This window comes from Hymenobacter sp. BRD128 (genome assembly GCF_013256625.1).
Classification (GTDB): domain Bacteria; phylum Bacteroidota; class Bacteroidia; order Cytophagales; family Hymenobacteraceae; genus Hymenobacter.
The window spans coordinates 2,377,395-2,403,117 of record NZ_CP053908.1; the positions used below are offsets into that span (position 1 = coordinate 2,377,395).

Annotated in this window: 17 protein-coding genes and 2 pseudogenes; 15 read left to right on the forward strand and 4 right to left on the reverse strand. The window is 63.0% G+C overall.

The features are described from left to right. Nucleotides 1-75: 75 nt before the first annotated feature. A complete protein-coding gene (locus GKZ68_RS10620) occupies nt 76-753 on the reverse strand; it encodes a response regulator transcription factor (protein ID WP_173114318.1) in 678 nt (225 codons plus the stop codon). Nucleotides 754-916: 163 nt separating this feature from the next. Further along, a complete protein-coding gene (locus tag GKZ68_RS10625; protein ID WP_173114321.1) occupies nt 917-1,744 on the reverse strand; it encodes a phosphatase PAP2 family protein in 828 nt (275 codons plus the stop codon). Between the two features lie 320 nt (nt 1,745-2,064). Between GKZ68_RS10625 and GKZ68_RS10630 the strand changes: the two genes are divergently transcribed. The 5 genes from GKZ68_RS10630 to GKZ68_RS10650 all read left to right on the forward strand — a co-directional run bounded on the left by GKZ68_RS10630 (nt 2,065) and on the right by GKZ68_RS10650 (nt 8,863). Beyond that, nucleotides 2,065-3,759, forward strand: a complete 1,695-nt coding sequence (locus GKZ68_RS10630) for a glycoside hydrolase family 28 protein (RefSeq protein WP_173114324.1) — start codon at nt 2,065-2,067, stop codon at nt 3,757-3,759. Nucleotides 3,760-3,907: 148 nt separating this feature from the next. Continuing rightward, nucleotides 3,908-5,821, forward strand: coding sequence for a glycoside hydrolase family 88 protein (locus GKZ68_RS10635; protein WP_173114327.1), 1,914 nt, complete (start codon nt 3,908-3,910; stop codon nt 5,819-5,821). Between the two features lie 37 nt (nt 5,822-5,858). Continuing rightward, on the forward strand, nt 5,859-6,722 hold the full coding sequence (locus GKZ68_RS10640; RefSeq protein WP_173114330.1) for a fumarylacetoacetate hydrolase family protein: 864 nt from the start codon (nt 5,859-5,861) through the stop codon (nt 6,720-6,722). A 14-nt stretch (nt 6,723-6,736) separates the two neighbouring features. After that, a complete protein-coding gene (locus GKZ68_RS10645) occupies nt 6,737-7,687 on the forward strand; it encodes a pectinesterase family protein (protein WP_173114334.1) in 951 nt (316 codons plus the stop codon). 153 nt (nt 7,688-7,840) lie between these two features. Then, a complete protein-coding gene (locus GKZ68_RS10650; RefSeq protein ID WP_254243963.1) occupies nt 7,841-8,863 on the forward strand; it encodes a pectinesterase family protein in 1,023 nt (340 codons plus the stop codon). A 154-nt stretch (nt 8,864-9,017) separates the two neighbouring features. On the opposite strand, the gene GKZ68_RS10655 is transcribed toward GKZ68_RS10650, so the two are convergent. Both GKZ68_RS10655 and GKZ68_RS10660 read right to left on the reverse strand, forming a co-directional pair. After that, the gene (locus GKZ68_RS10655) at nt 9,018-9,389 is read right to left on the reverse strand and encodes a hypothetical protein (RefSeq protein ID WP_173114337.1); all 372 of its coding nucleotides are present in this window, start codon (nt 9,387-9,389) and stop codon (nt 9,018-9,020) included. 20 nt (nt 9,390-9,409) lie between these two features. Continuing rightward, nucleotides 9,410-10,437: pseudogene (locus GKZ68_RS10660) on the reverse strand (LacI family DNA-binding transcriptional regulator). 281 nt (nt 10,438-10,718) lie between these two features. Here GKZ68_RS10660 and kduD point away from each other — a divergent pair. The 10 genes and pseudogenes from kduD (at nt 10,719) to GKZ68_RS10710 (ending at nt 25,660) form a co-directional block, all read left to right on the forward strand. Continuing rightward, nucleotides 10,719-11,486 (forward strand): 2-dehydro-3-deoxy-D-gluconate 5-dehydrogenase KduD, encoded by a 768-nt coding sequence (gene kduD, locus GKZ68_RS10665; RefSeq protein WP_173114340.1) that lies wholly within the window; start codon nt 10,719-10,721, stop codon nt 11,484-11,486. Nucleotides 11,487-11,518: 32 nt separating this feature from the next. Further along, a pseudogene (kduI, locus tag GKZ68_RS10670) lies at nt 11,519-12,348 on the forward strand (5-dehydro-4-deoxy-D-glucuronate isomerase). Nucleotides 12,349-12,399: 51 nt separating this feature from the next. Next, on the forward strand, nt 12,400-15,702 hold the full coding sequence (locus GKZ68_RS10675) for a TonB-dependent receptor (RefSeq protein ID WP_173114343.1): 3,303 nt from the start codon (nt 12,400-12,402) through the stop codon (nt 15,700-15,702). Between the two features lie 106 nt (nt 15,703-15,808). Beyond that, the gene (locus GKZ68_RS10680) at nt 15,809-17,653 is read left to right on the forward strand and encodes a RagB/SusD family nutrient uptake outer membrane protein (RefSeq protein WP_173114346.1); all 1,845 of its coding nucleotides are present in this window, start codon (nt 15,809-15,811) and stop codon (nt 17,651-17,653) included. A 69-nt stretch (nt 17,654-17,722) separates the two neighbouring features. Next, a complete protein-coding gene (gene pelA, locus GKZ68_RS10685) occupies nt 17,723-18,808 on the forward strand; it encodes a pectate lyase (RefSeq protein ID WP_173114349.1) in 1,086 nt (361 codons plus the stop codon). Between the two features lie 38 nt (nt 18,809-18,846). Further along, nucleotides 18,847-20,379: a tagaturonate reductase gene (locus GKZ68_RS10690; RefSeq protein ID WP_173114352.1), complete on the forward strand. Its 1,533-nt coding sequence runs from the start codon at nt 18,847-18,849 to the stop codon at nt 20,377-20,379. Nucleotides 20,380-20,463: 84 nt separating this feature from the next. Next, nucleotides 20,464-22,113 carry a UxaA family hydrolase gene (locus tag GKZ68_RS10695; protein ID WP_173114355.1) on the forward strand — a complete coding sequence of 550 codons (1,650 nt, stop codon included), beginning with the start codon at nt 20,464-20,466 and terminating at the stop codon, nt 22,111-22,113. Nucleotides 22,114-22,264: 151 nt separating this feature from the next. Then, nucleotides 22,265-23,710 carry a glucuronate isomerase gene (gene uxaC, locus GKZ68_RS10700; RefSeq protein WP_173114358.1) on the forward strand — a complete coding sequence of 482 codons (1,446 nt, stop codon included), beginning with the start codon at nt 22,265-22,267 and terminating at the stop codon, nt 23,708-23,710. Nucleotides 23,711-23,903: 193 nt separating this feature from the next. Then, the gene (locus GKZ68_RS10705; protein ID WP_173114361.1) at nt 23,904-24,917 is read left to right on the forward strand and encodes a sugar kinase; all 1,014 of its coding nucleotides are present in this window, start codon (nt 23,904-23,906) and stop codon (nt 24,915-24,917) included. Nucleotides 24,918-25,006: 89 nt separating this feature from the next. Next, nucleotides 25,007-25,660: a bifunctional 4-hydroxy-2-oxoglutarate aldolase/2-dehydro-3-deoxy-phosphogluconate aldolase gene (locus GKZ68_RS10710; protein ID WP_173114364.1), complete on the forward strand. Its 654-nt coding sequence runs from the start codon at nt 25,007-25,009 to the stop codon at nt 25,658-25,660. The last annotated feature ends 63 nt before the right edge of the window (nt 25,661-25,723 follow it).

Below are 25,723 nucleotides of genomic sequence, written 5' to 3' on the forward strand. Positions count from 1 at the left end.
GCGGGTACTCAGCGTAGCGCCGCTTTAGCTGTTTTGCCTAGCAATCCGCCAGGTACGCGCATTACGCCCCGCGCTTTATTCTGCGCTCAGCTTATACCCTACCCCGTACATCGTGCGGATGTAGTTTTCGGCGCCTTTCTCCTGAAGCTTTTTGCGCAGGTTTTTGAGGTGCGTGTAAATGAAGTCGAACGAGTCGGCGGCATCGACCGAGTCGCCGCAGAGGTGCTCGGCAATGGCCTCCTTGGTGAGCACGCGGCCGGGGTTGGCCAGCAGATACAGCAGCAGGTCGTATTCCTTGCGCGTGAGGGCTAGCGGCTCGCCGCGCACCAGCACCTCGGCCTGCTCGGGCCACACCACCAGGTCGCGAAACAGCAAGTGGCTTTGGCCCTGGAACCGGCGGCGACGAATAATGGCCCGCAGCCGGGCATTGAGCTCCGAGATATGGAACGGCTTCACCAGGTAGTCGTCGGCACCCAGGTCGAGGCCCGCAATGCGGTCGTCGAGGCCATCGCGGGCCGAAATAACCAGCACGCCCGCCAGCGAATTATCGGCCTTGAGCATGCGCAGCAAGTCGAGGCCATTGCCGTCGGGCAGCGTCAGGTCGAGCAGCACGCAGTCGTAGCGGTACATCCGTATTTTATCCAGCGCCTGCGCAAACCCGTCGGCCACTTCCACCACGTAGTCCCCTTGGCGCAGGGCATCGACCAGGGTCGAGCGTAGCGCGGGCTCATCTTCCACTAATAGTATCTTCATAACTAAGCCGGATTAATTCGGCCGCTGAAAAAACAAAGGAATTCTGTAGAAAATCAGCACGCGGCGCCTTTTCTTTCCTTATTCGCCCGCCGGTACTTCCACCCACGTACCCGCAACTGCCGATTGGTAGCGCTGCGCTTCTGGGCTAGCCGGAAGCGCAGCGCTACTTGCTGGGCCGCCACGTGAGGCACAGGCCGGGCGCATTACCGTAGTAGGTAGGCATGACGCCAATATCGCGGCCGATGGACTTGCGACCCCAGCGGTTGCGGTGGGTGAGGTAGCCCAGGTGAGCCGATAAAATGCCGAAACCCGCGCCGGCTACCACGTCGCTCTGCCAGTGCTTATCGACTACCATGCGCAGCACCCCCACGCTGGTAGCCAGCGCGTAGGCCCCGATACCATACCACTGGCTTTTGTCTCTGAACTCGGTGTGCACGATGCTAGCCGCCAGAAAAGCCTGCGCCGTGTGGCCCGACGGAAACGAGAGATTATCCGAGCCATCGGGCCGCTCCTCATGGCTCAGCGATTTTACCAGAAAAGTGCTCCCCAGCATAATGGCCTCGCTCTTGGCAATGATGAGCAGCGTGTTGATGCGGTCGTTGCGGCTCTCAACGCCGGCCAGTGCCACGGCCCCGAGCTCCAGGTAAGGCACGAAAATGAGAATGTCGGCCACCCGCGTTTGCGACGATGGAAATACGCGGTGGATGTCGCGCTGCGCATCCTGATTGGTGTAAAACCCGTGGCCGTTAAACGTATAAGCCCCGTAGCCGATAAGCACCGCCGGAATGGCCACCGCCTTGAAGAGCTTGCTCTGGAAAAACGGTTTCCTGGGGCCGGCCGGCACCCCGGCGGGGTTTTCGTACTTGTGCGTGGTATCGGCGGGGGCGGGCGTAGCGGCGGGGTTGAGGGGTACCTGGGCCAGCAGGGGCGTCGTGCTGCTCAGCAGCAGGCCGAGCACGAAGGTGCGGGCCGAGGAGAAAAAAGAACGCATGGCGTAACGATTAGGTAATAGACTTGCGCTCTACGCAAGCCGGGCAGCTTTTGCTGCTGGCAGCAAACCTATTTTCTAATTCTAGCGAGATTCTGACTACCCGTCTGCCTGGCCCACGCGGCCGGCGTGTTTCCATGCCGGCGCCCGGCAACGTTGCCGGCAACGATAGCGGAAATAAATCGGCACCTTCGCTTGCAGATGCCCGCTGGCTAGCCTAGTATTCCACTGCCGAAGCCTGGCTTGCGCCGGCAATCGGCTTCGTTTTATTCACTGCTGCCCAGCGGGAGCGGCCCCGCCGCCCCGCCTTCCCACCCGCATTTATGCTGACTTTTTCTTCGTTGCTGCCCGGCGTGCTGCTAGCCCTGGCCGCCTGGCAGGCTATCCCTGGCCAGGCTCAGAATGGCCGCCCCGCTCCTACTCAGCCGGCGCCGCCCACCCTGCCCGCCGTGCGCCAGGTGCGCCTCAAAGCCGATACCTTCAATATTCAGAAATACGGGGCCGTGGCCGATGGCCAAACACTCAATACCCAGGCCTTCCGGCAGGCCATTATGGCCTGCACGCAGGCGGGCGGCGGCACGGTGTTGGTGCCGGCCGGCCTGTGGCTCACGGGGCCCATCGTGCTGCAAAACAACGTGAACCTGCACCTGGCCACCGGCGCGCTGGTGCAGTTCACCACCGACCACCTGCAATATCCGCTCATCAAAACTACCTGGGAGGGCGAGGAAGCTATTCGGAGTCAGGCCCCGATTTCGGGCGTGGGGCTGACCAATATTGCCATCACCGGCAACGGCACCTTCGATGGGGCCGGCGACAGCTGGCGGCCCGTCAAGAAAAGCAAACTCAACGAGGGCGAGTGGAAAAAGCTGCTGGCCTCGGGTGGCGTGCTCAATGAAAAAAAGGACTCGTGGTATCCGTCGGCCAGCTCCCTCAAGGGCAATATGCTGGCCGCCGCCGGCACGCCGCGCAAGAGCCTGAACCCGGCCGACTTCGACGATATCCGCGATTTTCTGCGGCCCAATATGCTGAGCCTGACTGACTGCAAGCAGATTTTGCTCGAAGGTTTCACCATCCAGAATTCGCCTGCCTGGACGATTCACCCGCTCTTGTGCCAGGATATCACGGTGCGCCGCGTCACGGCCCGCAACCCCTGGTACGGACAGAACACCGATGCCATCGACGTGGAGTCGTGCCGCAACGGCGTGCTCGACGACTGCGTGTTTAGCGTGGGCGACGACGGGCTGTGCATCAAGAGCGGCCGCGATGAGGAAGGCCGCCGCCGCGGCGTGCCCACCGAGAATTTTCTCATCCAGAACTGCAAAGTGTACAGCGCCCACGGCGGCTTCGTGATTGGCTCGGAGATGTCGGGCGGCGTGCGCAACCTGGTGGTGCGCAACTGCACCTTTCAGGGCACCGACGTGGGGTTGCGCTTCAAAACGGCCCGCGGCCGCGGCGGCATGGTCGAAAACATCTGGGTCGATGGCATTACCATGACCGACATTGCCGGGCAGGCCATCCTGTTCGATATGTATTATGCCGCCAAAGACCCCGTGCCGCAGGCCGGCGAATCGACGGTGCCCCCCGTCATCGCGGCCCAGCCACTGAACGAGGGCACGCCGCAGTTCCAGCATTTCTACATCAGGAATGTGACTTGCAAGGGCGCCGAGACGGGTATTCTGGTGCGCGGCCTGCCCGAAATGGCCATTAAGGATATCAGCCTCGAAAACATTGTGATTGAAGCGAATAAAGGCATGCTGTGCCAGGAAGCCGAGAATATTCGCCTCAAGAACGTGACCCTGCTCACCCGCGAAACCAAGCCGGTGCTGGAAGTGCAGAACAGCAAGAATATCAGCCTCGACGACATTAAATACGCCAGCGGTGCCGACCTGCTGCTGCGCGTGAGCGGCGACCGCAGCCAGGATATTCGCCTCACCAACACCAATACCAAGCTCACCAAAAAAGGCCTGGAGCTAGGCGATAAGGTGGGTAAAAAGGTGGTGCAGGTAGCCGCAAAGTAATCCACTTACAACCCGTCTGTCATTGCGGGCGTGTTGCGCGGCAAGCCAAGTCGCAGCAGTCGCATCGCAACGAAGCCGGACGACTCGTGCCAGAGTCGCTCGGGTGCGATTGCCAGGCAGGCTCGCAATGACAGACCGACTTTTTTCTATGACTTCTCCCACCCGTCATTTTTTCGCGGTCGCGCTGGCCCTGCCGCTGCTGGCCCCGGCCCAGCATGCGTCGGCCGCTATGTCGCAGCGCATGGCCGATGCGTTCATCGCCCAGCACCCCGACTCCATCGTTATCGGCAACCGCAAAACGGCCCGCTGGGACTACGAGCAGGGCCTGATGCTGAAGGCCCTGGAGCGCGTGTGGGAGCGCACCGGCGACGGCCGCTACTTCACCTACATTCAGAAAGACCTCGACCAGTTTGTGCAGAAGGATGGCAGCATCCGCACCTACCAGGCGGAGGATTATACCCTTGATAACCTAGCTACTGGCCCAGCCCTGCTACTGCTCAGCCAGGTGTCGCTGCCCGGCAACGAGAAGTACCGGCTAGCCGCCGCCACCCTGCGCCAGCAGCTGGCTAGCCAGCCGCGCACCAAGGAAGGCGGCTTCTGGCACAAGAAGGTGTACCCCAACCAGATGTGGCTCGATGGCCTCTACATGGCCGAGCCCTTCTACGCCCAGTACAGCGTGCTGACCGGCGACCAGGCCGGCCTCGATGACGTAGCCAAGCAGTTTGCGCTCATCGAAAAGCACCTCGTGGACCCCAAAACCGGCTTGCTGCGCCACGGCTACGATGAAAGCCGCGAGCAAAAATGGGCCGACAAAACCACCGGCCTCTCGCCCCAGGCCTGGGACCGCGCCGTGGGCTGGTACGCGATGGCCCTCGTGGATGTGCTTGATTATCTGCCCGCTGGCAATGGTCACCGCGCCGAACTTATCCAGGATTTGCAGCGGCTAGCCCCGGTTTTAACTAAGTACCAAGACCCCAAAACCGGCACCTGGAGCCTTGTGCTGGGCCAGGAAAACCAGAAAGGCAACTATGCCGAGGCTTCGGGCAGCAGCATGTTTGTGTACGCGCTGGCCAAGGGCGTGCGGCTAGGCTACCTCGACAAGAAATACGCCGCCGTGGCCCGCAAGGGCTACGAGGGTATTCTTAAAACCTTCGTGGCGACCGAAAACGGCGCGCTGGCCCTCAATGGCACCGTGAGCGTGGGCGGCCTGGGCGGCACCCCCTACCGCGACGGCTCTTACCAGTATTACCTCAGTGAGCCGCTGCGTAAGAATGACTTGAAGGGCGTGGGGCCGTTCATCCTGGCGAGCACGGAGATGGAAATAGCCCAGGAAGACGCGTTGGGCCAGGGCAAAACCGTGGGCCTCGACTACTATTTCAACCACGAGCTGCGCAAAAACGCCTTCACCGGCCAGCCCGAGCAGTGGCACTACACCTGGGAGGAACGCACGCACGGCGGCTTTTGGCTGTGGGGCAACCAGCTGCGCGAGCTGGGCGCCCGCACCGTGCCGGTGCCCACGGCACCCACCGCCGCTAGCCTCAAGGGGCTGCACGTGTACATCATCGTAGACCCCGACACGAAGAAGGAAACGCCGCAGCCCAACTACGTTTCGGCCGCCGATGGCCAGGCCGTGGCCGACTGGGTGCGGGCCGGCGGCACGCTGGTTTTGCTGGCTAACGACACGGCTAATTGTGAAATCAAGCATTTCAACACCCTGGCCAAGAATTTCGGTATCCAGTTCACTGACCAGAGCGTGAACATGGTGCAGGGCAGCCAGTTTGAGCAGGGCCGGGTGGACCTGGCGAGCGGCACAGCGGTATTCAAGCAAGCCAAAACGGCCTATATTAAGGAACTGTCGGTGCTAGCCCTAACGGCGCCGGCCCAGCCGCTGGTGACAAATAATGGCAAGGTGCTAATGGCCACGGCGACGCTGGGCAAGGGCCGCGTCTTTGCCCTCGGCGACCCGTGGCTGTATAATGAGTACACCGACGGGCGCAAGATTCCGGCCACCTTCGAAAACTTCCAGGCGGGCAAGGACCTCGGGCGCTGGCTGCTGAAGTAAGGGCGCATCTTTGCGGCTCACCCAGGTATTCCTTGCCATGCTCCTCATCCGCCACGGCCAGCCCGGCCACGAAAAACCCGGCCTCGTCCTCGACGGCTATCGCTACGACCTCACCCCATTTGGCGAAGACTTCGACGAGAAATTCTTTGCCTCCGATGGGCTAGCCCGCCTGGCGGCTTTCGTGGATGTGCAGCGCGAATTGCTACTGCCCATTCCGCCTACCGAGCGGCTAGGGCCGCCGGTGGCGCGGCCCTCCAAAATCGTGTGTGCCGGCCTCAACTACACCGACCACGCCCAGGAAATGAACCTGCCGCTGCCCACCGAGCCGGTTCTTTTCCTGAAAGCACCTTCCTCGCTGAGCGGGCCGAATGATGACATTATCCTCCCCCGCGGCTCGGTAAAAACCGACTGGGAAGCGGAGCTAGCCGTGGTTATCCGCAAGCGGGCCAGCTACGTGGCCGAGGCCGAGGCCGCTCAGTACATTGCCGGCTACGTGCTGCTCAACGACGTGAGCGAGCGCGCCTACCAGCTGGAGCGCGGCGGCACCTGGGATAAAGGCAAGGGCTGCGACACCTTCGCGCCGCTCGGCCCCTGGCTAGCCACCCCCGACGAGCTGCTCAACCCTAGCCGCCTCAAAATCTGGCTCTCGATAAACGGCGAAAAAGTGCAGGACGGCAACACCGCCAACCTCATTTTCCGGGTGCCCTACCTTATCAGCTACATCAGCCAGTTTATGACCCTGCTGCCCGGCGACATCGTCTCGACCGGCACACCGGCCGGCGTAGGCAGCGGCCTCAAGCCGCCGCGCTACCTCGCGCCCGGCGACGTGGTGGAGCTGGGTATCGAGGGCCTGGGCAGCTCGCGCCAAACCGTGCGCGCGCACACGCCTACTCCAAGCTAACCCTTTTCTTACCCATGAGACTCCCGCTTTTCCTTGGCCTGCTGCTGGCCGCTTCCACTGCCTGGGGCCAGGCCCGCCGCGTGGTGGTGGCGGCCGATGGCAGCGGCGACTTCCGCACCGTGCAGGCCGCCTTCGATGCCGTGCCCGCCGGCAATGCCGACTGGTTTACCATCGTCATCAAGCCCGGCACTTACAAGGAAAAGCTGACCCTGGCCAAGGAGAAAACCCACGTGCGGCTGGTGGGCGAGGATGCCACTCGCACCATCCTCACCTTCGACGATTATAACCAGCGCATCGACCCCGCCACCAGCAAGAACTTCGGCACCACCGGCTCGGCCAGCGTGCACCTGTATGCCAACGATTTTGCGGCCGAGAATATCACCTTCGAAAACTCGGCCGGGCCGGTGGGGCAAGCCGTGGCCGCCTGGGTAGCTGGCGACCGCAGCAGCTTTCGGCACTGCCGCTTCCTGGGGTTTCAGGATACGCTCTATACCTTCGGTTTCGGCAGCCGGCAGCTCTACGACGACTGCTACATCGAGGGCACCGTCGATTTTATCTTCGGCAGCAGCACGGCCTGGTTTGAAAACTGCCACGTGGTGGGCAAAACCGGCGGTTTTTTCACCGCCGCCTCCACGCCCGACACCACGCGCTACGGCTACGTATTTCACCGCTGCCGCCTCGACGGCGCGGCCCCGGCCAGCACCTTTTACCTGGGCCGCCCCTGGCGCCCCTACGCCAAAACGGTGTTTCTGGAGTGCCAGCTAGGCGCCCTCGTGCGGCCCGAGGGCTGGGATGAATGGGGCAAGGAAAGCAACAAGCAAACTGCCTACTACGCCGAGTACCAGAGCAGCGGCCCCGGCGCCAACCCTAGCGCCCGCGCGCCCTGGTCGCACCAGCTCACCAAAGTCGAGGCCAGGACTTATACCCAAGCCGCCGTGCTGCGCGGCTGGCAGCCGCCGAAGTAAGTATGAGGCTACAAACCGGGTCAAAACAGCAGTAAAAGGCCGTTATGCTGAGCTGGTCGAAGCATCTCTACCACGCCGTTAGGATTAGTATTCTAACAACGTAGTAGAGATACTTCGACCAGCTTAGCATGACAACATGCCTATTTTAAGATTATGATTGTCAGTAAATTACTACTTCTGTTCAGCAGCGGCCTGCTGGCCCTACCCCCCGCCCTGGCCCAAATCCCTACCCCCCCACCCGCCGCTAGCCTCAGCATGCCGCCCGCGCGCCCGGCCCCACCGCCCCAGGTGCTGCTGATGCGCGTGGCCCAGGATGGCAGCGGCGATTACCGCACTATTCAGGAGGCGGTGAATGCCTCGCGCGACTTGTCGCAAGTCACGGTCACGATTCAGATTAAAAACGGCATCTACCGCGAAAAGCTGGTGGTGCCGGCCCACAAAACGCACGTGCGGCTGGTGGGCGAAAGCGCGCTGGGCACCATCATCACGGGCAGCGACCACACCGGCGACGCGGCCGGCCACAACACGTATTCGTCCCAAACGGTGCTGGTGCAGGCCAACGACTTTACGGCCGAGAATATCACCTTCGAAAATGCCGCTGGCCCCGTGGGCCAAGCCGTGGCCCTGCACGTGGATGGCGACCGCGCCACCTTCCGCCACTGCCGGATGCTGGGCAACCAGGACACGCTCTTTCCGGCCGTGGAAAATAGCCGCCAGTACTACCAGGACTGCTACATCGAGGGCACCACCGATTTCATCTTCGGCACCGCCGTAGCCGTGTTCGACCGCTGCGAAATCCGCAGCAAACGTAATTCCTACATCGCCGCCGCCGCCACCACCGAGCGCCAGGCCTACGGCTTCGTGTTCCGCGACTGCAAGCTCACCGCCGATACGGCCGCCCACAAAGTATTTCTGGCCCGGCCCTGGCGCCCGCACTCGCGCACCGTGTACCTGCGCTGCGAGCTGGGCGCCCACATCCTGCCCGCCGGCTGGGACAACTGGCGCGACGCCGCCAACGAAAAAACCGCCTACTACGCCGAGTACCAAAGCACTGGCCCCGGCGCTAGCCCCGCCACCCGCGCCCAGTGGAGCCACCAGCTCACGGCGAAGGAAGCTAAGCGCTACACCCTAGCCAATATCTTCGGCGGCGAAAGCGGCTGGGTGCCGCAGGAGTAGGCTAAGAGCGTATCAATTAAAAAAGACCGTCATGCTGAGCTTGCCGAAGCATCTCGCTCGCGCCGCTAGGGTTACTAACCTACTGGCTCGGTAGAGATGCTTCGGCAAGCTCAGCATGACGGTCTTTTTTAAAGAAATGACTTCCTAAACAGGTTTATTTCGGACCGTTTTTACTACGCCAATAAGCTAGATACTCGGCGTGTAGCAGTCCGCCAGGGATGAACCCCTCTCTAGAGCCTGCATAGGTTTGAATGGCGAATTCAACTGCCTCCTCTACCGATGCAAAGGAGTGTTCAATCGCCTCATCTGGGTCCAGATGGGAAAACTCCGTAACATCAGTCCACTCCTCATCTCCCTCATCAAAAGATTCAACGTAACAAACAGTGTATTGCTGCTTATTCTTTGCAATGTATAGCCATCTCAACACGATATAGTCGTCTTCTGCAAAGTAGCCTAGCCACTGATGCACCTCCTTGCCCAAGTGAAGCCGTGCAGTTAACTCTAACGGAGAAAGGTAGAGAGCCATAAAGAATATTATTTTCGACCTTACCCCTCCCCCACCAACCCACCCGACGACTCCCTTACCACCAGCGTGGTGGGAATGGTAATCGTACTAGGCGGCGCGGCGCGATGCTTCAATTCAATGAGGTCGAGCAGGCGGCCTACGGCCACGCGGCCGATTTCGGTGGCGGGCTGCGTCACGGTGCTCAGCGAGGGGCTAGCATATCGGCCACGGTAAGGTTGGTGAAGCCGATGAGCGACACCTGGCCGGGGATGGCGATGCGGCGCTGGCGCAGGGCCGCCAGGCAGCCCACGGCCAGCCGGTCGCTGGCCGTGAAAAAGGCGTCGGGCCGGGGCTCCAGGGCCAGCAGCTCATCCACCAGCGGGCCTACCTCGTCGGGGCCGAAAGTGCCGAAGCGCACCAGGCTTTCATCGTAGGGCACGCCGTGCTTTTCGAGGGCGGCGCGGTAGCCGGCCAGCCGCTCCTGCGTGATGCTGAGCCAGGGCTGAATGGTGAGGTGCGCAATGCGCCGCCGCCCTGACTGCAACAAGTGCTCGGTGGCCGCGAAGGCGCCGGCGAAGTTGTCGGCCACCACGCGGGGCGTATTCAGGGCCGCCGACACGCGGTCGAACTGCACGATGGGCGTGCCCTGCTGCTGCAATTCCTGCAGGTGGCTCACGTCGTTGGTTTCGCTGCTGAGCGAGATGAGCAGGCCATCGACGCGCCTAGCCAGGGCCTGGCGCAGGTTGGCTACTTCGCGGTCGTAGGCTTCGTGGGTCTGGAAGATGAGCACGTCGTAGCCGCGCTGGTTGGCCACTTCCTCGATGCCATTGATGGCCTGCGAAAAGTAATAATTGGCAATCTGCGGCACGATGACCCCGATGGCCTTGCTGCTGCTGCCCTTCAGGCTGAGCGCAATGGGGTTGGGGCGGTAGTGGAGGCGCGCGGCGCACTCCATCACCAGCCGCTTGGTTTCGGGATTGATTTCGTAGCTGTCGCGCAGGGCCCGCGATACGGTCGATACGGAGATGTTCAGCTCGCGGGCGATGTCCTTGAGGGTGGCGGGTTCCAAGCGGGGTTCTACTTAAAATGCAATTGCCTGCCGCCTAGCGGGGGCTTCTTTGGCGGCTAAAGATAAACGTTAACTGCAGGTTACTAGGCTAGCCAGCGCGCAGATGAGCAGTGCATGAGGAATGTGGAAACGTTACCGATAACGATTGCGCAAATAAAAACGCTCCCGGGTAGTCCGCGCACCTTGGCTAGAGCCTAAACTTCGACACTGCCGCTCGAGCCAGCTCTTTTTCGGTCGACTTTCCATTCTTTTTAAAACGCAACTCCCACCCGATTTTGCCCATGCGTGCGCCCTCCCTTTTCAGCCTGGCCGGCAAGCGCGCCCTCGTCACGGGGGCCGACCGCGGCATTGGCCAGGCCATGGCCGTGGGGCTAGCCGAGGCGGGAGCCGACATCGTCGGCGTGTCGCGCAGCCTGCCCGATGGCGGCGAAACCGAGCAGGCCGTGCGGGCGCTGGGCCGCGACTTCCGCGCCTACCGCGCCGACCTCGGCGAGCCCACTGCGCTGCAAAGCTTTATCCAGCAAGTGCTGGCCGACTTTGAGCACATCGATATTCTGGTGAATAACGCCGGCATCATACGCCGCGCGCCGGCCGCCGAGCATTCTGATGCAGATTGGGATGCCGTGCTGAGCGTGAACCTCGACGCGCCCTTCCGGCTAGCCCGCGCCGTGGGCGGCCGGATGCTCCAGCAAGGCTCAGGCAAAATCATTTTCACGGCCTCGCTGCTCACCTTCCAGGGTGGCATCAATGTGCCGGGCTACGCCGCCAGCAAGGGCGCCATTGGCTCGCTGGTGAAGGCCCTGGCCAACGAGTGGGCCGGCCGCGGGGTGCACGTGAACGCCATTGCGCCCGGCTACATCGCCACCGACAACACCCACGCCCTGCGCCAGGACGCCGACCGCTCGGCCAGCATCCTTTCGCGCATCCCGGCCGGCCGCTGGGGCGAGCCCGCCGACTTCAAAGGACCCGCCGTGTTCCTAGCCTCCCCCGCCAGCGACTACGTGCACGGCACCATCCTCACTGTGGACGGCGGCTGGATGGGCCGCTAGCCTTCCTTCTCCGTCTTCCGCTTTTTCCACCCATGACCCAACGCTTTGCCATCGGCCCGCGCGAAACCGCTCGCCTCGACACGGCTGGCCTGCGCCAGCATTTTCTGCTTGAGAATATCTTTACGCCCGGCGCCATCGAGCTGACCTACACGCACTACGACCGCATGCTGGTGGGTGGCGCCATGCCTACCGAGGCCCCGCTAGCCCTGCCCTGCCCGAGAGCCTCAAGGCCAGTTACTTTCTGGAGCGCCGCGAGCTGGGCGCGCTGAACGTGGGCGGCGCGGGCGAAATCGTAGTGGACGGCACGACCTACGCGCTCGGCTCGCAGGACTGCCTCTACGTAGGGCGCGGCAGCCAGCAGGTCGCGTTTCGCAGCCTCGACGCGGCTAGCCCGGCCAAGTTCTACCTGCTCTCGGCGCCGGCCCACAAGGAGTACCCCACCACCCGCCGCACCCAGGCCGAGGCTACGCCGGTGGAAATGGGCGCGCTGGAAACGGCCAACCAGCGTACCATCTACAAGTACATCTTTAACGAGGGTATCACTAGCTGCCAGCTCGTGATGGGCCTGACGCAGCTCAAGCCGGGCTCGGTCTGGAACACCATGCCTTCGCACGTGCACGACCGGCGCATGGAGGCTTACTTCTACTTCAACCTGCCCGCTGGCCAGCGCGTGCTGCATCTGCTGGGCGAGCCCAGCGAGACGCGCCCGCTGTGGGTCAGCAACGAGCAGGCCATCCTCTCGCCGCCCTGGTCCATTCACACCGGCTGCGGCACCAGCGCCTACGCCTTCATCTGGGGCATGGCCGGCGAAAACCTCGAATACACCGACATGGATGCCGTGGCCCTCGCCGACCTCCGCTAGCCTTCCGATTTAACTTTTTTCAATTTCCCACCCAACTGCTTCCGCTTCTTTATGAAAAAACATCTCCTCCTGCTTTGGCTCTTGCTGTGCGGCAGCATCGGCCTGGCGATGGCGCAAAGCCGCACCGTAACGGGCGTGGTGAAAGGCCCCGACGGCGATACGCTACCTGGCGTGACGGTCGTGCTCAAAGGCACGTCCGTTGGCGCCTCGACGGGCGCCGACGGCTCGTTCTCGCTCGCCATTCCGGCCGCCGACAAGACGGCGGTGCTGCGCTTCAGCTTCATTGGCTACGTGAGCCAGGAAATAGCCGTGGGCAACCGCACGACGCTGACCGTGGCGCTGACCTCGGACACGCAGAGCCTCGACGACGTGGTGGTAATCGGCTACCAGGAGGTGCGGCGCGGCGACGTGACGGGCGCCGTATCGTCGGTTAGTGCGCAGCAAATCAAGGATATTCCGGTAAACTCGGCCGCGGAGGCCCTGACGGGCCGCCTGGCCGGCGTGCAGCTGACCTCGGCCGAGGGTACGCCCGGCAACACCAACGTGCAGGTGCGGGTGCGCGGCGGCGGCTCGATAACCCAGGACAACTCGCCGCTCTACATTGTGGACGGCATTCAGATTGAGAACGCGCTGTCGGTGATTGCCCCGCAGGACATTGCCTCGGTCGACGTGCTGAAGGATGCCAGCTCGACCGCCATTTACGGCGCGCGCGGCGCCAACGGCGTGGTGATTATCACCACCAAGGGCGGGCGCGAAGGCCGCACGGCCGTGACGTACAACGGCTTCGGCGGTTTCCGCCAGCTGAGCAAAAAGCTGCAGGTGATGGGCCCGGCCGACTACCTCAACTGGGAGTATGAGCGCGCCCAGCTCACGGGCTCGGGGGCTAGCGTATCGGGCGGCACCAGCACCTTTAAGAGCGTGTTTGGCTCGCTCAATTTCAACGGCGATACGCTGAACCGGATTCGCACCCTGCCCTTCCAGGACTGGCAGGAGCAGGTGTTTGGCCGCAAGGCATTTCAGCAAACGCATAACGTCTCCCTCAGCGGCGGCACCAAGCAGACCACGTTCAACCTGAGCCTGACCCGCAACAACGAAGACGGTATTCAGCTAGGCTCGGGCTACGTGCGCAACCTGGTAAACTTCCGCATCGACACCAAGGCCAGCGACAAGTTTCGCGTAGGCTTCAACGCCCGCTTCAACGACCAGGTGAACAACGGCGCCGGCACCGGCGCGGCGCTGGGCACCTCCAGCACCGGCCAGACGGTGAACACGGGTTCGAGCGTGACCTCGCGCCTGCGCAATACCGTGCAGTACCTGCCCTTCAACCTGCCCACCTTCGCCGGCGGCGACCCCACCACCAATTTCGACCCCGACTTCTTTAACAACTCCAGCCTCGTGAACCCGGTGCTGGCCAACAACAACGAGTACCGGGCCGATAAGCGCCGCACCTTCAATATGGGCGCCACGGCGGCCTTCAATTTCACGCCCGCGCTAGTGTTTCGCTCCACGGGCGGCTTCGACATCACCTACACCGACCTGAGCACCTTCAACGGCTTGTACTCGCCCACCATCCGGCAGGCGGCCGGCGGCTACCAGAACCTGCCCTTCGTGACGCTGACCAACGGCCTGACCACGACGCTCAACAATTCGAATACCCTCGACTACACCTTCAAGCGCGACAAGCACGTGCTGAACGCGCTCATCGGCGAAGAAACCTACCGCCAGCGCACCACCCAGGAGTTTGTGCAGGTGAACTTCCTGCCGGCCGACATCACCGCCGAGCGGGCCCTAGCCAACATCAACCAGGCCGTGCTGCCGGTGGGCACCGTGTCGCAGCCCGTGCTGCCGAGCACCGCCATTCCGGTCGATTACGGCCTGGTGTCGGGCTTCACCCGCCTCAGCTATTCTTATGACGATAAGTACCTGCTCACGGCCACGGCCCGCCTCGACTACTCGTCGAAGTTTGAGCCCGGCAACCGGGGCGGCGTGTTCCCCGGCGCTTCGGCCGCGTGGCGCATCTCGAAGGAAAACTTCTTCCAGGACCTCACCGACAAGGTATCGGACCTGAAGCTGCGCCTGAGCTACGGCCAAGCCGGCAACAACCGCATTCCCGACTTCCTGACCAAGCCGCTCTACCAGGCCGGCAACGTGAACTACGCCCTCAACCACGTGACCACGCCCGCCACGGCCCTCACCACGCTGTATAACCCCGATTTGAAGTGGGAAATCACGACGACCCGCGACGTGGGCCTCGACGTGGGCCTGTTCAACAACCGCGTGCAGTTTACGGCCGACGTGTACTACAATACCACCAACGACCTGCTGATTAACCGCACCATCAACCCTATCCTGGGCTACACGCAGCAGTACAAGAACATCGGCTCGACCTCGAACAAGGGCCTGGAATTGCAGCTCAGCGGCACGGTTATTCAAACGGCCAACTTCACCTGGACGGCCACGGCCAACGCCTCGATGAACCGCAACCGCATCGAGGACCTGGGCGGGCTGTCGGAAATCTCGAGCATTCAATCGGGCTGGGCTGGCTCCGCCCTCTCGGGCCCCGACTACGTGGCCCGCGTGGGCCAGCCGGTGGGCCAGATGTACGGCTACATCACCGACGGCTTCTACACGGCCAACGACTTCAAGAGCTATAACTACGCCACCCGCACCGGCGTGCTCAACGATGGCGTGGCCAGCGACGCCGCCATCACCGGCAACCCGGTGATGATTGGCACCATCAAGCTGCGCGACACCAACGGCGACGGCACCGTGACGGAGGCCGACAAAACGGTAATCGGCAACGCCAACCCCAAGATTATCGGCGGCCTGAACCAGCAGTTCACCTATAAGAACTTCGACGCCAGCGTGTTCGTCAACTTCGTAGCCGGCAACAATATCTACAACGCCAACAAGATTGAGTTTACGAGCAGCACCGCCAACACGTCGTATGCCAACCTGCTGAGCGACATGAACAACCGCGTGCGCTACATCGACAACAACGGTGCCCTCATCACCGACCAGGCCACCTTCGATAAGGTAAACGCCAATGCCACCATCTGGAGCCCCGTGCGCGGCAACTACTTCCTGCACTCCTACGCCGTGGAGAGCGGCTCGTTTCTGCGCCTCAACAACATCACGCTGGGCTACTCGCTGCCCAAGGGCCTGCTGAGCCGCGCCAAGGTGCAAACCCTGCGCTTCTACGTGACGCTCAACAACCTGGCCACGCTCACCGGCTACTCGGGCTACGACCCCGAAGTGAACACCCGCCGCGGCACGCCGCTCACGCCGGGCGTCGACTACGCCGCCTACCCCCGCAGCCGCGCCTTCCTCTTCGGCCTGAACCTGGGACTGTAGTACAGCGCGCAATGAACAGTGAGCCGTGAACAGATTGACCACCACCACCTCACTGTTCCCTTCAACATCCTCCCACCCGCCTTATCGCTAGCATCTAGCCTTACTCATGACATTTTCCATTTTTTCTTCGCGGAAGGCCACGGCGGCCGTGCTGCTGGCCGGAGTAGCCGGGCTAGCCTCGTCGTGCAAGAACTACCTCGATATTGAGCCCACGGCCCTGACTACCACTGCCGCCACGTTCAGCACCGTGAGCGGGGCCACCAGCGCCGTGCTCGGGGCCTACGACCCCCTCTCGGGCGACAACACCTACGGCACCCGCCTGAGCATGTACTACCCCTACGATACCGATGAGCTCATCGGCTCGTCGGGCACCTTCGACACGGGCCGCCGGGGCATTGCGCGCTACAAGGCCTATGCTTCTAACACCGAGATTATTAACCCCTGGAACAACTTGTATCAGGGCATCGAGCGGGCCAACGTGTGCATCAAGTACATTCCGCAGATGGCCCTCTACACCACCGGGGCCAGCGCCGACACGGCCAGCCTGCACCGCCTCTACGGCGAGTCGCTGACCCTGCGGGCGCAGTACTACTACGAGCTGATTCGCAACTGGGGCGACGTGCCGGCGCAGTTCTCGCCGTCGAGCTACGACCAGGATTTCAACCTGCCCAACGCCGACCGCAACCAGACCCTGGCCACGCTGATTGCCGACCTGGCCACCGCCGAAAAGCTCGTGCCCTACCGCTCGGGCGCCGGCATCACCAACGAGCGCATCACGAAGGGCGCCGTGAAGGCCCTGCGCGCCCGGCTAGCCCTGCAGCGCGGCGGCTACTCGCTGCAAGGCAACACCATGACCCGCCCCGCCGACTACGCCACCTACTACGCCATTGCCCGCCAAGAGTGCCTCGAGCTGCTGAACCAGCGCAAGGAGCACACCCTGAATCCGAGCTTTTCGGACCTGTGGCTGGGGGTGAACCAGCAGCGCCACGACACCTACAACGAAATCATCTTTGAGGTGGGCATGGCGGGCTCCACGGCCACCGGCGACTCGAAGCTGGGCTACTACAACGGCCCGCGCCTGAACAACTCGCCCATCTACGGCTCGACCCAGGGTGCCGTGACGGTAGTACCGACCTACTTCTACGCCTTCGACTCGCTCGACGTGCGCCGCGACATCACCATCGCGCCCTACCAGTACGCCAGCGGCGCCAACGTGCAGTCGGCCGTGGCCCTGAACACGCTGTACGACGGCAAGTTTCGGCGCGACTGGCACAGCCCGCCGCTGCCCGGCACCAACAACTACCTGGGCTACAACTGGCCCCTCATCCGCTTTGCCGACGTGCTGCTGATGTTTGCCGAAGCCGACAACGAGCTCAACGGCCCCACTGCCGCCGGCCGCGCCGCCCTGCTGGAGGTGCGCACCCGCGCCTTTGGCGGCAACGCCACCCGCGCCGCGCTCAACGTGAACACCGGCTCGAAGGCCAATATGTTCACCGCTATCGTGAACGAGCGCCTGCTGGAGTTTGGCGCCGAAGGCATTCGCAAGTACGACCTGCTGCGCTGGAACCTGCTGGCCGATAGGCTGGCTTCGACCAAGGCCAACCTTGACCTGCTGCGCGCGGGCGCGGCGCCCTACAACACGGTGCCGCAGTACCAGTACTACAAGGTGGTAAATGGCGTGGTGCAGTGGCAGCGCTCGTTCTACCGCCCCTCGCCCGCTGCCACCCCTGGCGGCACCACCCGCGTGAACTGGCGCCAGGGCATCGACGCTACCTACGTGGCCAACCTGCGGCCCAACGGCACGGCCGTGACGGTGGGCACCACCACCGTCAACAGCACGGGCAGCGGCATGGCGGCCGAGTATGCGCCCGGCCAGGGCAAGGAGCTGCTGCCCATTCCGCAGACGACCCTCGACACCGACCCGGCCATCAAGCAAAACTTCGGGTACTAGCCTGCCCGTGGCCGGGCTACCGGGCTAGCCCCCGTGGCCGGGCCACGGGTCATTTTGCCTTTCTGACCTATGAAAATCTGCGCGCTTCTGCTCGGGCTAGGCCTCACTACGGGGTTGGGCCCCGGCCTCGGCCGCCCGGCCAGCCGGGGGCAGCTGCCCCCCCTGGCCGCTAGCCTGCCGCAAGCCGCCCAGGACACCACCGCCGAAAAAATGCTGGCCTTCCAACGCAGCAACGGCGGCTGGCCCAAGGCCGTGAACGAAGTGAAAGTGGACTACCGCCACCCCATGAGCGCCGCCGACCTCACGGCTGCCCGCCGCGGGGCTAGCCAGGAAGACGCCACCATCGACAACAACGCCACTACCCGCGAAATCACTTACCTGGCTGCGGCTTTCAAAACCACCCAGAACCCGGCTTATCGCCAGGCCGCCGAGAGCGGCATCCGCTACCTGCTGAAGATGCAGCAGCCCAGCGGCGGCTTTCCGCAGTACTACCCCGACGCCCGCTTTTACCGCGCCCAGATTACCTACAACGACAATGCCATGGTGCGGGCGCTGCAGGTGCTGCAGGCCGTGGCCGACAAGAAGGCCGACTACGCCCTCGTGGACCCTAACCTGGTGGCCCCCGCCCAAAAAGCCGTGGCCCGCGGCGTGCAGTGCATTCTGAAAACGCAGTACGTGCAGCACGGCCGGCTCACGGCCTGGGGTGCCCAGCACGACCGCACCACGCTGCTGCCCTGCAAGGCCCGCGCCTTCGAGCTGGCCGCGCTGAGCGGCGACGAGTCGGTGGGCATCACCGAGTTCTTGCTGAGCCTCGACCAGCCCGGCCCCGAAGTGCGCCGGGCCGTGGCGGCGGCCGTAGCCTGGTTTGAAGCCTCCAAAATTGAGAACACGGCCGTGCAGGACATCGCTGACCCTAGCCAGCCCAAGGGCCACGACCGGGTAATGGTGCCCCAGCCCGGCAGCACGGTGTGGGCCCGCTTTTACGACCTCGACACGAACCGGCCCATCTACGTGGGGCGCGACGGCGTGAAGCACGACCGCCTGGCCGATATCGAGGTGGAGCGCCGCACCGGCTACGTGTATGCCGGCACCTGGCCGGCCAAGCTTCTGACCCACGACTACCCCAGGTGGCAGCAGAAATGGGGCAGCAACTAACTGAAAATCAAATTTTACTTGGAACAATACCCTACGTTATGCCTATCCTAACCCAGGAAGTGGTGCGGGCGGCTGCGACCAGTCCGGCCGTAGCTCTACCCCCGCCCGCCGTATTCGACCTGCCCGAGAAAGTGCTGCAATTCGGCACCGGCGTGCTGCTGCGTGGCCTGCCCGACTTTCTCATCGACCAGGCCAACCGCCAGGGGCTGTTCAACGGCCGCGTGGTAGTGGTGAAGAGCACTGAGGGGGGCGATGCCGCCGCCTTCGCGCGCCAGGACAACCTCTACACGGTGTGCGTGCGCGGCATCCAAGACCAGCAGCCCGTGCGCCAGGATGTGGTGTGCGCCAGCCTCAGCCGGGTGCTCTCGGCCCGCAGCCAGTGGGCCGAGGTACTGGCCTGCGCGGCTAGCCCCGATTTGCACATCGTGCTCTCCAACACCACCGAAGTGGGTATTGTGCTCGATGCCGACGACGATGTGCGCGCCGCGCCGCCGCGCTCGTTTCCGGGCAAGCTGCTGGCTGTGCTGCTGGCCCGCTACGAAGCCTTCGCCGGGGCCGCCGACAAGGGCCTCGTCATTGTGCCCACCGAGTTGATACCCGACAACGGCACCAAGCTGCGCGGCATCCTGCGCGAGCTGGCCGAAAACCAGGTGCCCGACGTGGGCTTTCTAACCTGGCTCGACAAAGCCAACACGGTGTGCAACTCGCTGGTTGACCGCATCGTGCCGGGCCGCCCCGACGAGGCGACCTGCGCCCGGCTAGCCCAGGAGCTGGGCTACGAGGACGAGCTGCTGACGATGGCGGAAGTGTACGCGCTTTGGGCCATCGAGGGCGACGAGCGGGTGCGGCAGGTGCTGAGCTTTCAGCCGGTGCACCCCGGCATCATCGTGCAGCCCGACATCAACCAGTTCAAGGAGTTGAAGCTGCGCCTGCTCAATGGCACGCACTCGCTGGCCTGCGGGCTGGCCGTGCTGGCGGGCGTGCCCACCGTGCGCGAGGCGATGGAAAACGAGCACCTGCTCACCTACATCCGCCACCTGATGCTGGCCGATTTGCTGCCCGGCATCCCCTACCCCATCGAGGAGAAGGTGGGCCAGCGCTTTGGCATGCAGGTGCTCGACCGCTTCCGCAACCCCGCCGTGGAACACCGCTGGCTAGCCATCACCCTCAACTACTCGGCTAAGCTGCGCCTGCGCGTCATTCCCGATTTGCTGCACTACGCCGAGCGCTTTCGGGCCGTGCCGCAGTACGTGGCGCTGGGCTTCGCGGCCTACCTGCTATTTATGCGCGGCACCCGGCTGGATGCCGGCACCTGGTATGGTGAAGCCAATGGCCAGCAATATCCCATTCAGGACGAGCAGGCCGGCTTTTTTGCCGACCTTTGGGCCAGCCACTCGCCCCCCGAGCTGGTGCCGCGCGTGCTTGGCGACCTGCGCCTGTGGGACACCGACCTAACGGCTTTGCCCGACTTCGCGGAAGCTGTGACGCGCTACCTGCTGCAGCTGCAGCAAGAGGGCGCCACCGCTACCTTGGCCGCCACATTAACTAAAACGGCACGCGCACCTGTTTAATCTCAGTACGTTGAATTAGCAATGCCCCCGCGTCTGTCAGGGCGAGCCTGCGAAGCAAGGACAGACGATTAATTATCAGTTAGTATGAAGCATTTAGTTGCGAAAATTCACCCCGCCGATAACGTGCTCGTCGCCCTCACCGACCTGCCCATCGGCACGCCCGTAACCTGGGACGGGGTGACCGTGACCACCACCGAAAAAATTCCGGCCAAGCACAAGCTGGCCCTGCAGCCGCTAGCCCCCGGCGACAAAGTGACGATGTACGGCGTGCTGGTGGGCAAAATGGCGTCGGCCGTAAGCCAGGGCGGCCTGCTCACCACTGCCAACATCAAGCACGCCACCGACGCGTACCAGGAGGGCCAGCACCAACACAGCTGGGCCCAGCCCGATGTGAGCAAGTTTAGGGAGCGCACCTTTCTGGGCTACCACCGGCCCGACGGCCGCGTGGGCACGGCCAACTACTGGCTGGTTATCCCGCTGGTTTTCTGCGAAAACCGCAACATCCAGGTGCTCGAAGAAGCCTTGGTGAACGACCTCGGCTACGCCCGCCGCAAAAGCTACCAGCCCCAGACCCAGGCCCTGGTAGAGCTGCTGAAGGCCGGCAAGTCGGTAGAGGAAATTCTGGCCACCGACCTGCATTCGGCCGAAGTGGACTACCAGAAGCCCCGGCTGTTTCCGAATGTCGATGGCATTCGGTTTTTGCAGCACGAGGGTGGCTGCGGCGGCATCCGGCAGGATGCCCAGACCCTGTGCGGCCTGCTGGCCGGCTACATCACCCACCCTAACGTGGCCGGCGCTACGGTGCTCAGCCTGGGCTGCCAGAACGCGCAGGTGAGCATGCTGCAGGACGAAATCAACAAGCGCGACCCGCACTTTGCCAAGCCGCTGTTTGTGCTGGAGCAGCAGAAAATCGGCACCGAAGAGGCCCTGGTGAGTACGGCCCTGCGCCAAACCTTCGCCGGCCTCATGCAGGCCAACCAGCAGCAGCGCCAGCCCGCGCCGCTCAGCAAGCTGACTATCGGGCTGGAATGCGGCGGCTCGGATGGCTTTTCGGGCATCTCGGCCAACCCGGCCGTGGGCCACGTGTCGGACCTACTGGTGGCGCTCGGCGGCTCGGTTATCCTGGCCGAATTTCCGGAGCTATGCGGCGTGGAGCAGGAAATCGTGAACCGCTCGGTGGACCACGACACGGCTCAGCGCTTTACTGCGCTTATGAAAGCCTACGGCGAGAGCGCGGTGGCCGTGGGCTCGGGCTTCGACATGAACCCCTCGCCCGGCAACATCCGCGATGGGCTCATCACCGACGCCATGAAATCGGCCGGCGCGGCCCGCAAGGGCGGCTCGTCGCCGGTAGTGGCCGTTTTGGATTATCCTGAATTAGTAACCAAGCCGGGCCTGAACCTGCTTTGCACGCCCGGCAACGACGTGGAAAGCACCACCGCCGAAGTCGGCTCGGGCGCCAACGTGGTGCTCTTCACCACCGGGCTAGGCACGCCTACCGGCAACCCCATCGCCCCGGTCGTCAAAATCAGCTCCAACACCAAGCTGGCCGAGCGCATGCCCGACATCATCGACCTGAACACCGGCACCGTCATCGACGGCGAAGAAACCATCGCGCAGGCCGGCGAGCGCATTCTCGACTACGTGGTGCAGGTGGCTAGCGGGTTGGAGGTAAGCGCCGTAAGGCACGGCCAAACCGACTTTATTCCGTGGAAGCGCGGGGTGTCGCTGTAACTTAACTCACCACCTAAAGAACGTCATGCTGAGCGCAGTGAAGCATCTTGGCCGCTTCATCCACGTCGTTCAACGACTCTGCCAAGATGCTTTACTGTGTTCAGCATGACGTTCTTTTGTGCGTTTCTATCGCTAACTGCTAACTGAAATTATGAAGCCCTTTCTCTCCGACGACTTCCTGCTGCAAACCGAAACGGCCCGCACGCTCTACCACCAGCACGCCGCGCCGCAGCCCATTATCGACTACCACTGCCACCTGCCGCCCGACCAGATTGCCCAGAACCGGCAGTTCGACAACATCACCCAAATCTGGCTCTACGGCGACCACTACAAGTGGCGCGCCATGCGGGCCAACGGCGTGAACGAGCGCTTTGTGACGGGCGATGCCTCGGACTGGGAGAAGTTTGAGAAATGGGCCGCCACGGTGCCCTACACCGTACGCAACCCCCTCTACCACTGGACGCACCTGGAGCTGCGCCGCTACTTCGGCATTACTGAGCTGCTGAACAAAGACAGCGCCCGCCGCATCTACGACCAGTGCAACGCGCTGCTCCAAACGCCCGCATACAGTGTGCAGGGCCTGCTGCGCAAAATGAACGTGGCAACCGTGTGCACCACCGACGACCCGGCCGACACCTTGGAGCACCACCAGGCGCTGGCTAGCCACGACTTTGGCACCCGCATTCTGCCCACCTTCCGCCCCGACAAGGCCATGACGCCCGAGGCCGCCGACTACCGCCAGTACCTCGATAAGCTGGGCGCGGCGGCCAATGTAGACATTCGCACCTACGCCGACCTGCTGGCCGCCCTGCGCCAGCGCCACGATTTCTTCGCTAGCCTCGGCGGCCGCCTCTCCGACCACGGCCTGGAGCAGATTTATGCCGCCGACTATACCGCCGCCGAGGTCGCCGCCATTTTTGAAAAAGCGCAGGCTAGCCAGCCGCTTTCGCCGTTGGAGGTGGAGCAATTCAAGTCGGCCATGCTGGTCGAGCTGGCCATCATGGACTGGGAGAAGGGCTGGACGCAGCAGTTTCACCTCGGTGCGCTCCGTAACAATAATACCCGCGCCCTGCGCGAGCTAGGCCCCGACACGGGCTGGGACTCGATTGGCGACTTCTCGCAGGCCCGGGCGCTCTCGCGCTTCTTAGACCGGCTCGACAACCAGAATAAGCTGGCCAAAACTATCCTCTACAACCTCAACCCGGCCGATAACGACCTGTTTGCCACCATGATTGGCAACTTTCAGGATGGCTCGGTAGCGGGTAAAATTCAGTTCGGCTCGGGCTGGTGGTTTCTGGACCAGAAGGATGGCATGGAAAAGCAGCTTAATGCCCTCAGCAACATGGGCTTGCTGAGCCAGTTTGTGGGCATGCTCACCGACTCGCGCAGCTTCCTCTCCTTCCCGCGCCACGAGTATTTCCGCCGCATTCTGTGCAACCTGCTGGGCCGCGACGTGGAGAACGGCGAGCTGCCCGCCGAGGAGCTACCCTGGCTAGGTAAGCTGGTAGAAAATATCAGCTACGGCAATGCCAAAACCTACTTTGGCTTTGAGGCGGCCGCCAAGCCGGTGAGCACGGGAGAGTTGGTGGCTAGCTAGGCCCTCTCTTTGCCTGAAACCCTCGTTTACGCCTGCCTCACTGGCAGGGTATCGGGAACGTTTGCATTAAAAAAGACGGGAAAAGCAGGTTTACGCACCCTTTACTAGCCTACCTTTCCCGTCTCATTCCCTCCTGACCAGCGCCCGGCTCGGCCCTCGCCGGGCTAAAAACGACCCTAGCGCCCCCGCCCTCATGAAGCAAGTCGTAACCTTCGGCGAAGTGATGATGCGGCTCTCGCCGCCGCTGAACTACCGGCTGCCGCAGACCGCCACCCTCGAAGTAACCTACGGCGGCGGCGACGCCAACGTAGCCGCCGCCCTCTCCCAAATGGGCGTGCCCGCCGCCCACGTGTCGGCCTTTCCGGCCAATGAGCTGGGCTACGCCGCCGCCAACCACCTGCGCCGCTACGGCGTCGATACCACCCACTGCCACTTCACCGAAGGCCACCGGCTAGGGCTGTATTTCTTGGAAGTCGGTGCCTCGCTGCGGCCCAGCCGCATCGTGTACGACCGCGCTGACTCGGCCTTCGCGCACCTCGACCCCAGCGCTTTTAACTGGGATGAAATCCTGAAAGAAGCCGGCTGGCTGCACTGGACGGGTATCACGCCCGCCATCTCGGCCGCCGCCGCCCAGGCCACGGCCGACGCCATTGCGGCGGCGCGCCGGCTAGGGGTCACCGTATCGGCCGACGTGAACTACCGCCGCAACCTGTGGCAGTATGGCCAAAAGGCGCAGGATGTGATGCCGGGCTTGGTCGAAGGCTGCGACATTGTAGTCTGCACCGAGGGCGACGCCGACGACCTGTTCGGCATCAAGGCCGACGCGGATTCGGACAACGGCTTCATCTCAATGAGCCAGCAATTGACCCAGCGCTTTCCCAATATTAAGCGAGTGATTGCCACCCGCCGCCAAACGCAGAGCGCCTCGCACGAGCGCATTTGCGGGCTGCTGTGGGATGATGGCGAGTTTTTCGAAACGCCCTTCTACGACATCACGCCGGTGGTGGACCGCATCGGCGGCGGCGACTCGTTCATTTCGGGCTTCATCTACGGCTCAACTACTTACGAAGACCGCGCGCAGGCGCTCTCCTTCGCCACCATCGCCTCGGCGCTGAAACACACCATTCACGGCGACATCAACCTGGTGACGCCGGCCGAAGTCGAGCACCTCATGCAGGGCAACCTCACCGGGCGGCTGCTCCGCTAGCGCGCTTCAATTATCAATTAGCAGTGAGCAATTATTAATTGACTCGCTACTAGTAATTGATAATTGCTCACTGCTAATTGAAACTAAAAATGTCTTCCCAAGAAGTTATTACCCGTACCCTGGCCGCGCCGCTGGTGCCGGTTTTTTTCCACGCCGATGCGGCTTATGCGCAGTCCATTGTGCGGGGCTGCTACGCGGGGGGCGTCCGGGTATTTGAGTTTACCAACCGGGGCGCGAATGCCTTCGAGGTATTTCAGGAGCTAGCCAAGCTGGTGGCCGCCGACTGCCCCGACCTCGTGCTGGGCATCGGCACCATCTACACCGCCGCCGAGGCCGAGCGCTTCATCGCGGCCGGCGCGGCCTTCGTGGTGCAGCCCGTGACCACCGCCGAGGTAGCCGCCGCCTGCCAGCGGCACGACGTGGCCTGGGTGCCCGGCGCCATGACGCCTAATGAGATTTATGCCGCCACCCAGCTAGGGGCGCAGCTGGTTAAAATCTTCCCCGGCAACCTGGTTGGCCCGGACTACATTAAGGCCCTGCGCGGCCCCATGCCCGGCACCAAGCTCATGGTGACGGGCGGCGTCGAGCCCACCGAGGCTAGCCTCACCGAGTGGTTTGGGGCCGGCGTGAACGTGGTGGGCGTGGGCTCGCAGCTCTTCAAGGGGGCTAGCGACGCGGCCACCATCACGGCGCGGGTAGCTCCGCTGATGCAGTTTTTACAGAAGCGAGTAGCGGCTGGTTGATAAACACTAATTGGTTGTCAATGCTTGGCAGGCTCGCAAGGCCAACCGAATTTTAAGTATTCG

Bases quoted from the DNA above. Each gene is read 5' to 3' on its own strand.
- GKZ68_RS10620 (WP_173114318.1), bottom strand. From the start codon at position 753: ATGAAGATACTATTAGTGGAAGATGAGCCCGCGCTACGCTCGACCCTG.
- GKZ68_RS10625 (WP_173114321.1), bottom strand. From the start codon at position 1,744: ATGCGTTCTTTTTTCTCCTCGGCCCGCACCTTCGTGCTCGGCCTGCTG.
- GKZ68_RS10630 (WP_173114324.1), top strand. From the start codon at position 2,065: ATGCTGACTTTTTCTTCGTTGCTGCCCGGCGTGCTGCTAGCCCTGGCC.
- GKZ68_RS10635 (WP_173114327.1), top strand. From the start codon at position 3,908: ATGACTTCTCCCACCCGTCATTTTTTCGCGGTCGCGCTGGCCCTGCCG.
- GKZ68_RS10640 (WP_173114330.1), top strand. From the start codon at position 5,859: ATGCTCCTCATCCGCCACGGCCAGCCCGGCCACGAAAAACCCGGCCTC.
- GKZ68_RS10645 (WP_173114334.1), top strand. From the start codon at position 6,737: ATGAGACTCCCGCTTTTCCTTGGCCTGCTGCTGGCCGCTTCCACTGCC.
- GKZ68_RS10650 (WP_254243963.1), top strand. From the start codon at position 7,841: ATGATTGTCAGTAAATTACTACTTCTGTTCAGCAGCGGCCTGCTGGCC.
- GKZ68_RS10655 (WP_173114337.1), bottom strand. From the start codon at position 9,389: ATGGCTCTCTACCTTTCTCCGTTAGAGTTAACTGCACGGCTTCACTTG.
- kduD (WP_173114340.1), top strand. From the start codon at position 10,719: ATGCGTGCGCCCTCCCTTTTCAGCCTGGCCGGCAAGCGCGCCCTCGTC.
- GKZ68_RS10675 (WP_173114343.1), top strand. From the start codon at position 12,400: ATGAAAAAACATCTCCTCCTGCTTTGGCTCTTGCTGTGCGGCAGCATC.
- GKZ68_RS10680 (WP_173114346.1), top strand. From the start codon at position 15,809: ATGACATTTTCCATTTTTTCTTCGCGGAAGGCCACGGCGGCCGTGCTG.
- pelA (WP_173114349.1), top strand. From the start codon at position 17,723: ATGAAAATCTGCGCGCTTCTGCTCGGGCTAGGCCTCACTACGGGGTTG.
- GKZ68_RS10690 (WP_173114352.1), top strand. From the start codon at position 18,847: ATGCCTATCCTAACCCAGGAAGTGGTGCGGGCGGCTGCGACCAGTCCG.
- GKZ68_RS10695 (WP_173114355.1), top strand. From the start codon at position 20,464: ATGAAGCATTTAGTTGCGAAAATTCACCCCGCCGATAACGTGCTCGTC.
- uxaC (WP_173114358.1), top strand. From the start codon at position 22,265: ATGAAGCCCTTTCTCTCCGACGACTTCCTGCTGCAAACCGAAACGGCC.
- GKZ68_RS10705 (WP_173114361.1), top strand. From the start codon at position 23,904: ATGAAGCAAGTCGTAACCTTCGGCGAAGTGATGATGCGGCTCTCGCCG.
- GKZ68_RS10710 (WP_173114364.1), top strand. From the start codon at position 25,007: ATGTCTTCCCAAGAAGTTATTACCCGTACCCTGGCCGCGCCGCTGGTG.